A 14298-nucleotide genomic window follows, 5' to 3' on the forward strand; every position below is an offset into this window, starting at 1 on the left:
CCATAGTCGCCATTGCCTGCATTGTTATTGACGATGACCAGATCTTTGACACCCAATGCAATCAAGCCATCAATCAGTTCTGCGGGCTGTCCTGCCGTACCAAAGCCACCGATCATGATGGTCATGCCATCTGTAATCTGGGACAATACCTCCTGCATGCTGCGCTGGCTTTTGTCTATCATCTGAACACTCCAAAATCGATCGAATTAAATGAATGCTTGGAATCTATGGCTTGCGTACAAAAGTGGCTCGAATGTTCCCTAATGTTCGAAATAGTAGCTTCCTTGTGTTGATCATTTTTTACCATTTCTACAGAAAGGGGTAGCCCAAAACAATTCATTTTGTGCGATATTAGATTTCATTGTGCGTATATCGCACATTTATTTACAGAGCAGTTGAAAACTTCAGTTATATTCATTACATCTAACATGGATTCAGCACTGAGAATATCGCATGCCAAAACAACGAGATGATGACGCTAAGATATTGCAAAACAAAGAAAATAAAAAAACGATCCGTCCTGAAGACTTTATTGCAGGACTCAGCAAAGGCATGTCGATTTTAGATAGTTTTGGCATCGATCGACATCGGCTGAATACGACGATGGTCGCAGATCGCACAGGCATGACGAGAGCAGCAGCTCGGCGCCATTTACTCACTTTGGAGTATCTCGGCTACCTTGAATCCGATGGGCAATATTATATGCTCACACCTAAAGTGCTGAAATTCTCAGGGGCGTATCTTGGTGCGGCACAGCTACCAAAGCTCTCTCAGCCCTTGTTAAACTTACTGACCAATCAAACTTCATTGATTTATTCGGTAATGGTACTTGATGGTTATGAAGCGATTACCATTGCCCGCAGTGCTGCCCATCAACAAACCGATCGGGTCAATCCATATGGTTTAAATCTTGGCAACCGCTTACCCGCCCACGCCACCTCGGCAGGGAAAATATTATTGGCGCATCTGGAGAAAAACGCACAATTAGAATGGTTAGAACATTACCCGCTCAAATCAATGACCAAATACACTTACACCGAAAATGAGGCGTTTTTAGCACTACTGGATGAGGTCAAAGCCGATGACTGGTGCTATTCCAGTGAGGAGCATGAGCTTGGCGTACACGCATTGGCTGTGCCGATTTATGCACAAAATACCAAAGTCATCGCTGCGCTGAATATTGTTTCTCCGACCATGCGCACCAGTAAAGAATATTTGATTCAGCAAATTTTGCCACTACTTCAAGACACTGCACGGGAGCTGAGGAATATCTTATGATTTTCAATATAAATGTTTCTACATTAAATCCTTAAAATTAAATTTTCGATATTAAATCTTCAACCATAAAACCCAGCATAGAACTTAGCACAAAAACTCAACACAACCGTCTTGCGCACAAAAAAGCCCGACCACGGGTCGAGCTGAGATTGTTTGCGGACTTACGCATCCTTTCATGCACGGCTTAAATCAATATCTCTGAGCCGATTCAAGCCTTCTTGCACCGTACTACAGACCAATTCACCATTTTGCCAGATGCGTCCAAAGTTCAGCCCACGAGAGCCTGCACTTTGTGTGGCTTCCATATCATGTAACAACCAATCATCGGCACGTAGTGGCTTATGGAAATAGATCGCATGATCAATACTCGCCGATTGCAAACTTGGTGAAATCCACGACAAGCCATGTGGTCGAAGCGCCGTGGTCATCAAGGTAAAGTCCGAGCAAAACGCAGTAATGGCTTGATGCAATGCCACACTGTCATGCTCAGCGTCGATTTTATCCCAAGTTCGCATATAGTGCGCCTGGGTCGGTGCTTCAGGTTGAGGATCAAAGGGATTGGTTGGATTGATCGGCGAAATTTCAACATAGCGACGACGCTGGAATGCGGCACGCAAGTTTTCAGGCACATACTTAATTAATGAGCCCTTGAGCTGTTCTTCATTCGGAATATCTTTTGCTAGTGGATAATCTGGCGCATCCATCTGATATTCCAAGCCTTCTTCAGGCACAGCAAAGGACACCATCGCCTGAAAAATCACCCGACCATGCTGTATCGCTTTGACCGAGCGACTGGAAAAACTCTTACCATCACGCAGTTTATCCACTTCATACACGATCGGCGCATTGACATCACCACCAAACAAAAAATAAGCATGCAGTGAATGCGCAGGACGATCATCCACAGTATAAGAGGCTGCCATCAACGCTTGACCAAGCACTTGCCCGCCAAAGACACGCTTGCCGACAAGGTTACGACTTTGCCCACGATACAGCCCATCTTCGATTCGCTCCAGCGTCAGAAGATCAATCAGTTCTTTGGTGAGTGAAGTCATGGAATACCTGCCCTGCGTGCTTGAAATGTCGACTATATAAAAGTAGGAAATGCATCTTGTCAAGATCAACACATTATGCCGTAAATCCAAACGGTGTCTACGGATAATGAAATTAATTTTAACAATTATCAAATCACGATAAAATTATCATGATTTCCAGCAGAGCACATCCAGAAAAACTATCGAGTCACTACCGATGCAGTAGCTACAGCTGAGCAATAGCTACATCTAAGCAATAGCTACATCAATATAGTAGCCACTCGAAAGCATTCCGTTGTGACTCAAGCCAGACCACGAACAAATATCGTCTCGCTTCGGCTTTAAAATTTCTTGGTCAGGCTGACACCAGCACTAAAATTACGCCCATCCGCTGGTTCAAAATAGCGCCCATTGCGGTCATTGACGATCACCGAACCAACATAATCACGGTCGAAGAGGTTATTCACTTTGGCATAGCTATTGATCTGCCAATTGTCCAAAATCCATGTATAACCCACATTCATCCCAACAATGGTATAGCTCGGCGCCGCATCGCTATTGTCATCATCGACATAGACTTGATCCACATAGCGCACATCTAGCCCAGCACGCAAACCCTCGCTCGCTTGCCAGTTCAGCCCGAGATAGGCTTGATTCTTGGCAATGCCTGGGATGTTAGTGCCTTTGGCAATCGCCGCATTATTGGCGGTCGCCGCAATGTCTGCATCAAATGTCGCATCGATATAGTGATAGCTGGCTTGTAGACTCAAGTCTTTCCACAGTTCTTTTTGCCAAGCCAGTTCCACGCCTTGACGCAAGGTTTGATCGGCATTGCGATAGGTGCTACGTCCATTCACTGCATCCGCTGAAACGATGTCATCTTGGGTTTCAGTATAAAACAGCGCACCTGTGATCAAGCCGAGATAACTTCGTGATTTTAAGCCGAGCTCATAAGTGTCGCTGGTCGCTGCTTTGAGATCGGTATTGACCCCAGATAAACCATCTGGACGATATGCCATTTCGGTAAAGGTTGGCGTCTCAAAACCTTTGCCATAAGCGATATAGCTGTTTAGATGATCTGAAATTTTCCAGTTCAATGCGACAGAAGGTAGCAACTGATCATAATCCACATCACCACTGTCATCAGGATTATTCGTGGTTACATAGTGATCATCGCTGTCATAGCGTACATTGCTATAACGCAATCCTGCATCGACACTGAATGCTGGATTAAATGCCCAAGAGGCTTGTAGATAGGGATCAAGATTCCACATGGTGTTGTCTTCATCACGGCGCAAATCGCCTTTGACTCCATATGTTCCAGATGAGTCAAAGTTTTCATAGCCTTGACGATCTTCATCCATGCGATCAAACGCCAGACCCAGCGCCAAGTCTAAATGTGAAAACAGATCCTCCGCCATCCAGCGCAGATCGACGCCATAATATTTACGATCAAAGTCGATCACACCACCTGCATGTAAGGGGTTGGACTGGGTCGATGCTGGAATAGACTGATATTGCGTCATTTTACGTTGACCAAGATAGGTCATGGCATACAGGGATTGATGATCAGAAATTGGCTTTTTCCATGTCAGCCCTGTTTGGGTTTGGTCAATCTCCTTACGCACGTTAAATTGCTTGAGATAGCTGGCTTGTTGCTTCGGATTGGACTGCCAGTCGCTACGGGTTAAGCCTGCAGGATCATCGGCATTGATTTTGACCCGATTCACCACCCAGTTGATTTCACTGCCGTCATCTAAATCCCACGTCAGCTTGGCATTTTGCAAGATCTTATCCGCACCACTATGCTCTCGGTAGCCGTCAGTTTGCATATAGCTATTGCTGATGTAATAGGCTGGCTGGTTCCCTTGATCTGCACCGCCTTGCGCCGACAAGGTGACTTGTTGCTGATCATGACTGCCCGCACCGACACCGACCGTGACGCTATCTCGCCCTTCACCTGTGCGAGTTTCAGTCAAAATCGTCCCGCCCGAAGAATTGCCATACAATGATGAAAATGGACCGGTCAGCACTTCGACATTGGATAAACTATTTAAATCAATATTTGAGGTTTGCCCTTGTCCATCAGGCATGGTCGCAGGAATACCGTCCACATACATGCGAATCCCACGCACACCAAAGGTCGAACGAGCACCAAAGCCCCGAATCGACAATTGTAAATCTTGAGCAAAATTTTCACGGTCTTTGACTTGTAATCCAGGCACGCCTTGCAAGACTTCAGCAAGATCGATATTGGCATCATTTTGTTGATCAGGCATCTCGACTTTATAGATGGCTGTCGGCACATCTAAAATATCTCGACTTTCATGCGTTGCGGTCACGGTGATAACAGGTAACTGTTGCACGGTTTGGCGATCTGATGTTTGGATGTCTGATGTTGAGCCTTCTGATATTTGAGTATCTGGCATCGCTGTTGCAGTGGCATCACTGGCTAATTCACTGGACTGCATATCTGCTGCATATACAGGCACAGATGCCATCATCATCGCCGTTAACATCGACACAGAATACTTCATAATTTCCCCTAACCTTTCAACTCGACTTCAAAACAACATCAAAACAGCGCTATTGTAGCCTGTCACAGCGCAACCGTCAGCCCAATCGCTGTGCAAGTGCATGGGGCTTTTCCAGCTTTAGCGTTGCTCAGCGTTAGACTTTGTCAATTTTAGATATTGTTATTTTTGCATTTTAATCTTGCGATGAACTTGTAACAAATTTGAATGTTGACAGATTTTTTGCCTGAATTGGCATAAAATACCCTTCTTTTTTAAACCAATCTCGGCAAAATAGCCGATATTTGCACATGACCAATCACAGGAGTCCTCGAGTGGATCAGTCTGGTTTTACAAAACTGTCTCGCCGACTTTCAAGTAAATTATTGAATTTTGCGGTAAAGCCACATCTTTTGGGCGAAGCACCGCAGCAAAAAAGCACACAAAATCAACAATCAGAAGCACAGACTGAAACTGCACCGTCGACCAAGCTGACCTTGTATGTTTTGCAAAATTATTCACGTAGCAATGCCATTTTGCTCGATAATGAAACCAAGCGACAAGGCATTGATCGTGCGCTATACCCTTTAAATTTTGCCAATGTGCATGAAAAGAAATCGGTCATTTTCCTGCAACATCGCAATGAAAATAATCTGCTTAATCCGCCTGCGCACAATTTTCCACCTCGGTTGATTCGCCTGATCGAAGCGCTTGATGCCAATCCTGAGCTGGACATCGAGCTGGTGCCTGTCACGATTCTGTGGGGACGTGCACCTGATAAAGAAGATTCATGGTTAAAGCTGTTGTTTACTGATTCATGGAGCACACCAAGTAAAATCAAACAATTGGCGAATATCGGCATTCATGGGCGTCAGACCTACATTGAGTTCCATGAAGGGCGTTCACTGCGTCAGCTCGTTGACTATGCCAAAGTGCAACATCCAAACCTTTCTCCTGCGACTTTTGTGGTCAGTCACCTCAATGATTATCTCGATAGTCGCCGTGAAGCGGTGCTCGGCCCCGATCTATCCGATCGTCGTAATGTGATGCAGAGCTTGATCAAATCTCGTGATATTCAAGAAGCCATCATCCAAGAAAGTATCCGCAAAAAAATCAGTGTGGAAGAAGCTGAGCGTCTGGCGATTGGTCATTTGAATGAGATCGTCTCGGACTATTCTTATTCTGCGATTCGTTTTGCCGAAAGCACGCTAACACGTCTGTGGACACAGCTCTACGATGGTGTCGAAGTGCATAACTTTAGTACAGTGCGTGAACTGGCGGATAAATACGAAATCATCTACACCCCATGTCATCGCAGTCATATCGACTATTTATTATTGTCTTATGTAATCTACAAACGTGGCTTGATGGTGCCGTATATCGCTGCGGGTGATAACCTCAACTTGCCGTTTGTTGGTCAGTTATTACGTGGTGGCGGTGCCTTCTTTATTCGTCGTAGCTTTACAGGTGCGCCACTGTACACTGCGGTATTTAAAGAATATTTATTCAGCATTTTGTCTCGCAACACACCACTGGAATACTTTATCGAAGGTGGGCGTTCACGTACTGGACGCTTACTACCACCGAAAACGGGCATGCTGGCGATGACTGTGCATAGTCACTTGCGTGAGCGTGCCAAGCCGATTGCCTTTATTCCCACCTATATCGGTTATGAACGGCTGATGGAAGGCGGTACTTATATCGGTGAAATGCAAGGTAAACCTAAAGAAGCGGAATCGATTTTTGGTATCGTCAAAACCTTACGCAAAATCGAACGCATCTTCGGTAAAGTGCATGTCAACTTTGGTGAACCTGTATTCTTAGATGATGTGCTCAAACAGCATGGCGTGGAAAATACCGTCATTCACAATAACAAAGACAGTTTGCCACCCGAAGTGTCTGGTGCGATCAGCACGGCAGCGCATGAGATCATCGTCAACATCAACCGTGCGGCGGTGATCAATCCTGTGACCTTATTGTCTTTGGTATTGCTGGCGACATCAAAACATACGCTGGATGAAGATACTTGTGCGGCGCAGTTGGATATTTATCAGAAATTGGCACAGCAACTGCCTTATGATGAGCGCTCGCAAGTGACACCGCTATCAGGCAAAGAAATGATTGCCTATGGTCTCAAACTCAAGCTGATCAAACGCATTAAACATGCACTGGGCGACATCATCGGCATTGAAGACAATCAAGCAGTGCTACTTACCTATTTCCGCAACAATATCTTGCACTTGTATATCTTGCCGTCACTGATTGCAGCATTGGTTGAGCATAATGGACGGTTGGAGCGCAGTGATTTAATCAATGTGATTAAGGCACTGTATCCGTTCTTGCAAGCGGAATTCTTTATCAAATGGGATAGCAAAGCGCTTGAGCCGATCATCGATCAATATGCCGATGCGTTGGTAGAAGCCAAGTTGATGACGGTAGATCATGAGCAAACCTTGTATAGCCCAACGCCAAATAGCGAACAACATAAGCAATTGTTGATTTTGGCGAAACCTGTCAAGCAAAGTCTTGAACGTTATTTCATGACCATTACCCTGATCACACAACGTGGTAGTGGCAAAATCAGCACCAAACAGGTCGAAGAACTCAGTCATCTGCTGGGTCAGCGTCTATCGGTGCTGTACGACTTCAATTCACCAGAGTTCTTTGATAAGGCACTGTTCCAAGGTTTCTTAAAAGTGCTGACACAGCTCAATTATATTGAAATCAATGAGGGGCTGATCGACTATCGTGAACGTCTCAGCAACATTGCCCAAAATGCGCATTTGGTGCTAGATGAAGATACGCTGCACATGCTCGAGCACATCACCACCTTTGATGATGATGAACTCAAAGCGGCATTAGAAGCGGTGGCTCAGCAAAAGACCTCTCGCCTACGCAAGAAAGCCAAGAAAAAGTAAGCGGTGGCAAACACCACCTAAATGTATACCTGCATAGATCAAGGCGCCCATATGGGCGCCTTGATTGCTTCACTGGATGTCTTGACTAACGTGTCTTGATGAGCATGCATTCAAAACATGGTTTCGGCAACTCACTGGAAAGACCTTACTTTTTACATTCAATAAAGCTCGGATCTTGATTACAGCGTAAATGTCGAATCAAAGTAATCATCGCCGCATCATAGGTTTTATTGGCAATAAACTCTTTGCGTAGCTGAGAAAGTAGCAAGTCATAACTCTGCCGATCCTCCTCAGGAATGCCATAGGTGACTTGTGCGGGTACGGTCGCATCCCAACGCTCGACCATTTTCATCATTTGTGGTGTTTTCTTGGAAAACCATGCTCGGCTTTTTTGTCCAAGGCTTGCTGGAAAAGCATCTCGATGCATGATCAGATTCATACTCATAAATGCTAATGGATAATTTGCCACACCACCTTGGCTCCCGATAATTTTTTGTACTTCAAAGGGTTTGTAAACCACTTTAGGTGCAGGGACAATATCCATTTTACCTTTGCGAAAATCTGACGCAGCACTATCAAAGCTCATATTTACAGGTGTCATGCCGAGCCGTGTCGCCATACGTGCTTGCGATGGATCAATGCCAAGCACACCTAAGCGTTTTCCGCGCATGGTTTTTACCGAGTTAATGGTTTTGTCTTTGGTAAAAATATATGCTAAGCCGTAAGGAATATAGCCTGCAACTTCATAATTTTTACTTTTGAGCTTTGAAGCGAGTTTGGGACTGCCGAGCGCATAAAAGATTTTTGTCGCCAAATCGTGATTATGGACTGCGCCAACTGCTCCGACTGTTCCCATAAACGTATTGTACTTTTTGGTGGCATAATTGTCTGCAATGATGGCTTGGCACTTTTTCGCCTCAAAATCTGATAACGCTTGCTCTAAGCTGGTATAGGTTTTCGCCTCAATATCGACACCCCATTGCTTGGCGACCAAGGTGTAGTCTTTGGCAATCGCCATGATGTCGCCATTACTTCCCATGATGTCAAACACGCATATCTGCTGAGATGCTGCCTGAACGCTACTCAGCGCCATCAGACCGAATACTCCTGTAGCCAACGAATGAATTATTCGCATGATCGTCCCTCTCTATTTTTGCTCTTGCAATATTTTTGTTTTGCTTGGTGATGGTGAGCTCACTGGTGGTCAGCCAATCCCGATCTGCCCTATGTACATCACCCTGTCGTCGATGTATGCCAAAAGCCTCGGCAACAATACATTATTAGGCAATATATTGATCATCTTTTAATTGATCATAACTGATCTGATCTTTTTTGAAATTGACAATTGTGACCAAATCGCAATAAATACTGCATTAATTTAAACAACATTGTGAAAAATATTGCGTACGGCTTTGCATTGCACTTTGTGTGGTGCTTGCATATGATAATTGCTCAGAAACGATGAATAAGTGAATGAATCATCAATGAATATCCCGCTCTCCCAGCTTGCCAAAATCACCGATGCCAACCTTGCGCAACTGGAAAAGCTCAACCTATTCACCACACACGATGCCTTATTTCATCTGCCCCGTGATTATGAAGATCGTAGTACCTTGCTCGATATGCAGGCATTGCAAGTTGGTCGCACGGTGCTGATCGAGGGCGAGGTCAAATCAGTCGACTTCCCCGCAGGCAAAAAGAGATCCATGGCGGTGCTACTCTCTGATGGTGTGGGCAAAGTCACTTTACGCTTTTATCATTTTTATAAGGCATTGACCGAACAATTGGCGGTCGGCGAGTACGTTCGTGTCTTTGGTGAGGTGCGTCTTGGCGCACGTGGCTTGGAAATGTATCACCCTGAGATCATTTCTAAATCTGCACAAGTCCAAGCAAATGCTCAACTTACGCCAATCTATCCGAGTACAGATGGACTCAAACAAGCCAAACTCCGTCAGATCATTGATCAATGTTTAAAACAATATGCGCACGACCTACAAGAGCTGATGCCTGAAGGCATTGCCAAGAAGTTTGACCTAATCCAAGCCTTAAACTTTATCCATCATCCACCTTTAGGCTCAAATGTGGCACAGCTGCGCGAAGCACGCCACCCTGCACAGCAACGGCTGATCTTTGAAGAATTGGTCACCCATCAAATCAGCCTGTTGCAAAGACGTCATTATATACAGCAGATTCAAGCGCCAAAAATGTCACCCAGTAAAAATCTACTCAGAGGACTTTTGGCACAGCTTCCCTTTACACCGACCAATGCACAGCAACGGGTCAGCCAAGAGATTTTAAATGATCTGCAAACCAACAAACCAATGCTCCGCCTTGTTCAGGGCGATGTGGGCGCAGGCAAAACCTTAGTCGCTGCGATGGCAAGCTGTCATGTCTTAGAATCAGGCTGGCAAGTGGCGATCATGGCACCGACGGAAATCTTAGCTGAGCAACATTACCTGAATTTTGATCAATGGTTTCGTGAGATCGATGCTGAAAATAGCAGATTGGAAGTGGTATTTTTGGCTTCAAAGCTCCGTACCAAACAAAAAAACATGGTGCTTGAACAGATCAAACAAGGACAAGCACAGATTGTGATTGGTACACATGCGCTGTTTCAAGAGCAAGTTGAATTTAAGCGTTTGGGCTTAGTCATCATTGATGAACAACATCGTTTTGGTGTTGATCAACGTCTCGCCTTGCGGGATAAAGGTGCAAATGGTATGACACCACATCAGATGGTAATGACTGCCACACCGATTCCACGGACGCTAGCGATGAGTGCCTATGGTGATTTGGATACCTCGATCATTGATGAACTGCCACCTGGGCGTACGCCGATCCAGACCGTTGCCATGCCGATTGAACGCCGTGAAGAGGTACTGCAACGCATTTATAAAAACTGCATGGAGGGCAAGCAAGCCTACTGGGTCTGCACCCTCGTTGAACAATCAGAAACTTTAGATGCGCAGGCTGCTGAAGCGATTTTTCAAGAACTCTCTGAGAAATTCCCTGATTTAAAAATCGGTTTGGCGCATGGCAAACTCAAGCCTGAACAAAAACAATTAGTCATGCAACAATTCAAAAATCATGATTTACAATTGTTGATTGCCACCACCGTGATCGAAGTCGGTGTCGATGTGCCAAATTCATCCATCATGGTGATTGAAAATGCAGAACGGCTCGGACTCTCGCAACTGCATCAGCTCCGTGGGCGGGTTGGGCGAGGTTCACAGCAAAGCTTCTGTGTGTTGCTGTATAAGTCGCCACTGTCGCAAAATGGTCAAGCTCGCTTAGATATTTTACGTCAGACCAATGATGGCTTTGAAATTGCCGAGCGTGATTTGGAACTCCGTGGGCCAGGTGATGTGCTGGGTACAAAACAGACAGGGAGCTTGAGCTTTCGAGTCGCTGATCTGCAACGGGATGACTATTTACTGGCACGTGCCCATCAAGTGGCTGAGCAGATTTTACAGACCCATCCACAACATGCTGATGCGCTGATGCAACGCTGGCTACCCGAGGCACCACGCTATGCCTTTATCTAATCTGTCTTTGTTTGAAAAGCTACAGCACGCTTTTTCCAAAGCGACTTTTCGGCTACCGACTTTTGGTTTGCAACCGTGCTTACTGTGTCAAACTTCAAGAGCCAAACAACATGGTGTCTGTCATCAATGTTGGCAGACCCTGCCGTGGAAACAGCAGTTGATCGAACGTCATGAGGTCACTTGTTGGGTGGCGTGTGAATATCGTTTCCCGATGAATCGCATCCTGCATGCGTATAAAGATCAAGCCCAATTGCACTATGTTGACCTACTGGTTGCATCTTTACTTACCATGCCCAAACCTCGTGTACAAGCCATCGTGCCGATGCCGATCTCTACGGAAAAACTGATCTTTCGAGGCTTTAATCAATCCGAACTGTTAGCACAGGCATTAAGCAAAGCATGGCAACTGCCGATTTGGCGACCGATCTCTCGTAAGTCCGGTATCAGCCAACGTGGTGCAGATCGTAGTGAGCGACTGGTTCATGCCGAGGCGCAGATGATGCTGAATACCACGGAGAAACGCTACAACTCGATACTGATCTTGGATGATGTGATCACCACTGGCGCAAGTGTGCTAGCAGTGAAGAATCTACTCAACGAGCTTGGTTGTAACAATGTGCAGGTAGCGTGTTTGTGTGATGCGAGGCATTAGAATTGATTGATAAATTTGAAAATAAGCCAATTAATTTACCTGTAATGCAAATTGCATTACAATAGATTTATTGAATGCTTTCAGGAGTATAAAAATGGCGACTGTAAACTTTAGAGTGGATGAAGCACTCAAGAAAAAGTCTTATGCTGTGTTAAAAGAGCAAGGTATTGCACCAACCGAATTCTTTACCAACATGCTTGAATATATTGCTACCACTGGAAAGCTCCCTGTGCAAAAGGCTGTACTTTCTGAGGAAGATGCCGAGCTTTTGGCAATCGTCCGCAAACGTATCAATGATTCAAAGGAGATGTTTGAGGAAGTCACTTTAGATGACTTATAAGCTATTACGACATAAGGATTTTGCGAAAGAATGGGACAATCTCCCTGTCGCCATCCGTGATCAACTCAAGAAAAAGCTCGCCAAAGTCATTGAACAACCGCATATTCCGAAGAATCTACTTCGAGGTGATCTCGCAGGTTGTTACAAGATCAAATTGCTCAAAGCTGGCGTGAGATTGGTTTATCAAGTCAAAGATGATGAAGTGGTGATCTTACTCATCACCGTTGGCAAACGTGCAGACAGTGTCGTCTATGATGATGCTAAAAAGCGTATTCAAACTTAAACTCACCATAGACATTTCTGGTTTTAGTCATTTGTAAATGATTAAGTTCACTAACCAAATAAGATGAGAGGATTATTCAAAACAGATCATTGTAAAATATAAAAAATTATAGCGACACAAAATGTCGCCCAATAAAGATTTAATCTTCAAATGCATTTTACAACTATCTATAATTAAAACTCTTACAGCACGGAGTTGAAACCATGAATTGTAAAGTTAAAGCAACGAATATAAAAACACTAGAATCAATCCAAGTTGACGCCATAACTCAGAAGATAGATACAACCGCAATCGATAGTATATGTAAAACCTATGATATTACTATTATTGCTGTACGCCTCGAGGGAAAAATTATCGATTTGAATCTTGATAATACCTTCTATCATCCTATATCGGATGAGGTATACCAAGTCGAAAATCCTTAAATAAAATCACAGCTCCACTGCCTCTTTTCCCACTTGGCATGCGGTGCCTGATGGTTTTGGAAAGCCTCAATGATGGTTTCGATCCAATCATAGTGAATCAACAAATCAGCATAAATCCGTAAAACTTAAATCGCTTGTTGACCAGTAGGCAATGTGTGTTTTAGCCACCAAGGCACAATAAATTCCTTGGTCAGCGGTGCAAGCAAATAATCACTCACTTGCTCTGGCTTAAGCCAAACCATTTCCGCCAGTTCTGCCTGTAACTGTGCAGTGCCGACCAACTCGACAAAATAAGTGTGACTGATCAACTGATGATCGGGTTCATTTGCCGCTTGCGTCTCGACTTTGGCAATGAATTGTAGTGACTGTACATGACAGCCAATTTCTTCAAAAATCTCTCGAACCAAGGCTTGCTCAGGATGCTCACCGCTTTCGAGCTTCCCACCCACCTGCATAAAAAATTGCGTTTTTTTCTTACGCACCAGAAGTAAACGCCCCTGCTGATCAATAATAATTGCTGAGGCGACTTCGATGATGTTCATGCAGTTTTTCCGAATCTCAAAAAGTGACAAATACAGTTATGTGGCGACAACAGCATTGCGAAATCGAGATGATTTCACATTCAATGTTGCAAACTTGACCTAAAAAATCACGGCTCCACCGCCCCTTTTGTCCACTTGGCATACGGTGCTTGATAGTTTTGGAATGCTTCAATGATGGTTTCGATCGAATCACTGTGAATCAACATATCGGCATACATCTGTTTGGTGAAATGCTTATTCGCCATCTGATTCACCATAGCGATCAACGGATCATAATAACCAAGCACATTCAGAAAAGCGCACGGCTTTTGGTGAATACCAAGCTGTGCCCACGTCCATTGTTCAGCGATTTCTTCTAATGTCCCTGCGCCACCTGGCAAGGCGATGAAGCCATCTGCGAGTTCCGCCATTTTCTGTTTGCGCTCGTGCATATTTTCCACCACATGCAGTTCAGTCAAACCTTGGTGGGCAATTTCTCGGTCGACCAAATCTTTAGGCATCACGCCGATCACTTTGCCACCACTGGCAAGTACACTGTCTGCCACAGCCCCCATCAGCCCAACTTTTCCACCGCCATAAACAAGAGTAAGTTGATGCTTGGCGAGATACTCACCAACCAACTGTGCCGACTCGACATAGTGCGCATCATTGCCAGAAGAAGAACCACAAAAAATAGCGACTGCTTGCATAATTAAACTCGGAAATTCATAAATTATGGATAAAGGATGAGTATAACTTTACTCGCTTTTTTGCAAAAAGTGATATTTT

General features: G+C 44.7%; 13 protein-coding genes. 7 read left to right on the top strand and 6 right to left on the bottom strand.

Annotated features, from left to right (window positions below; all coding sequences use genetic code 11):
- A partial coding sequence (locus BLQ60_RS09740) for a CoA-transferase (protein WP_280137878.1) occupies positions 1 to 182 on the bottom strand: 182 nt, incomplete at its 3' end.
- A gap of 271 nt (positions 183 to 453) precedes the next feature.
- Between BLQ60_RS09740 and pcaU the strand changes: the two genes are divergently transcribed.
- Positions 454 to 1278 carry an IclR family transcriptional regulator PcaU gene (pcaU, locus tag BLQ60_RS09745; RefSeq protein WP_092619604.1) on the top strand — a complete coding sequence of 275 codons (825 nt, stop codon included), beginning with the start codon at positions 454 to 456 and terminating at the stop codon, positions 1276 to 1278.
- Positions 1279 to 1451: 173 nt separating this feature from the next.
- Here pcaU and BLQ60_RS09750 read toward each other — a convergent pair whose 3' ends face one another.
- On the bottom strand, positions 1452 to 2333 hold the full coding sequence (locus BLQ60_RS09750; RefSeq protein WP_092619607.1) for an acyl-CoA thioesterase: 882 nt from the start codon (positions 2331 to 2333) through the stop codon (positions 1452 to 1454).
- A 320-nt stretch (positions 2334 to 2653) separates the two neighbouring features.
- Positions 2654 to 4741, bottom strand: coding sequence for a TonB-dependent receptor (locus BLQ60_RS09755; protein WP_092620006.1), 2088 nt, complete (start codon positions 4739 to 4741; stop codon positions 2654 to 2656).
- Positions 4742 to 5160: 419 nt separating this feature from the next.
- Here BLQ60_RS09755 and plsB point away from each other — a divergent pair, with 419 nt between their 5' ends.
- Positions 5161 to 7743 carry a glycerol-3-phosphate 1-O-acyltransferase PlsB gene (plsB, locus tag BLQ60_RS09760; RefSeq protein WP_092619610.1) on the top strand — a complete coding sequence of 861 codons (2583 nt, stop codon included), beginning with the start codon at positions 5161 to 5163 and terminating at the stop codon, positions 7741 to 7743.
- A gap of 145 nt (positions 7744 to 7888) precedes the next feature.
- Here the strand turns inward: plsB and BLQ60_RS09765 are convergent, their stop codons facing one another.
- Positions 7889 to 8878 (bottom strand): putative solute-binding protein, encoded by a 990-nt coding sequence (locus BLQ60_RS09765; protein ID WP_143005210.1) that lies wholly within the window; start codon positions 8876 to 8878, stop codon positions 7889 to 7891.
- Here BLQ60_RS09765 and BLQ60_RS14070 point away from each other — a divergent pair.
- From BLQ60_RS14070 to BLQ60_RS09785, 5 genes are all read left to right on the top strand, one after another.
- The gene (locus BLQ60_RS14070) at positions 8877 to 9050 is read left to right on the top strand and encodes a hypothetical protein (RefSeq protein ID WP_171259094.1); all 174 of its coding nucleotides are present in this window, start codon (positions 8877 to 8879) and stop codon (positions 9048 to 9050) included. The genes BLQ60_RS09765 and BLQ60_RS14070 overlap by 2 nt on opposite strands.
- A gap of 177 nt (positions 9051 to 9227) precedes the next feature.
- The gene (recG, locus tag BLQ60_RS09770; protein WP_092619616.1) at positions 9228 to 11288 is read left to right on the top strand and encodes an ATP-dependent DNA helicase RecG; all 2061 of its coding nucleotides are present in this window, start codon (positions 9228 to 9230) and stop codon (positions 11286 to 11288) included.
- Positions 11275 to 11940 carry a ComF family protein gene (locus BLQ60_RS09775; protein WP_092619619.1) on the top strand — a complete coding sequence of 222 codons (666 nt, stop codon included), beginning with the start codon at positions 11275 to 11277 and terminating at the stop codon, positions 11938 to 11940. Before recG ends, BLQ60_RS09775 begins: the two co-directional genes overlap by 14 nt.
- A 94-nt stretch (positions 11941 to 12034) precedes the next feature.
- On the top strand, positions 12035 to 12280 hold the full coding sequence (locus BLQ60_RS09780; protein WP_092619622.1) for a type II toxin-antitoxin system RelB/DinJ family antitoxin: 246 nt from the start codon (positions 12035 to 12037) through the stop codon (positions 12278 to 12280).
- Positions 12270 to 12563 (top strand): type II toxin-antitoxin system RelE family toxin, encoded by a 294-nt coding sequence (locus BLQ60_RS09785; protein WP_092619624.1) that lies wholly within the window; start codon positions 12270 to 12272, stop codon positions 12561 to 12563. The genes BLQ60_RS09780 and BLQ60_RS09785 overlap by 11 nt, the downstream gene beginning before the upstream one ends.
- Before the next feature lie 550 nt (positions 12564 to 13113).
- Here the strand turns inward: BLQ60_RS09785 and BLQ60_RS09795 are convergent.
- The gene (locus tag BLQ60_RS09795; RefSeq protein WP_092619631.1) at positions 13114 to 13530 is read right to left on the bottom strand and encodes an NUDIX hydrolase; all 417 of its coding nucleotides are present in this window, start codon (positions 13528 to 13530) and stop codon (positions 13114 to 13116) included.
- A 107-nt stretch (positions 13531 to 13637) separates the two neighbouring features.
- Entirely contained in the window at positions 13638 to 14219 is a 582-nt protein-coding gene (locus BLQ60_RS09800; protein ID WP_092619634.1) for an LOG family protein, read from the bottom strand.
- Positions 14220 to 14298: the final 79 nt, after the last annotated feature.

This window comes from Acinetobacter marinus (assembly GCF_900096915.1).
Lineage (GTDB): Bacteria > Pseudomonadota > Gammaproteobacteria > Pseudomonadales > Moraxellaceae > Acinetobacter > Acinetobacter marinus.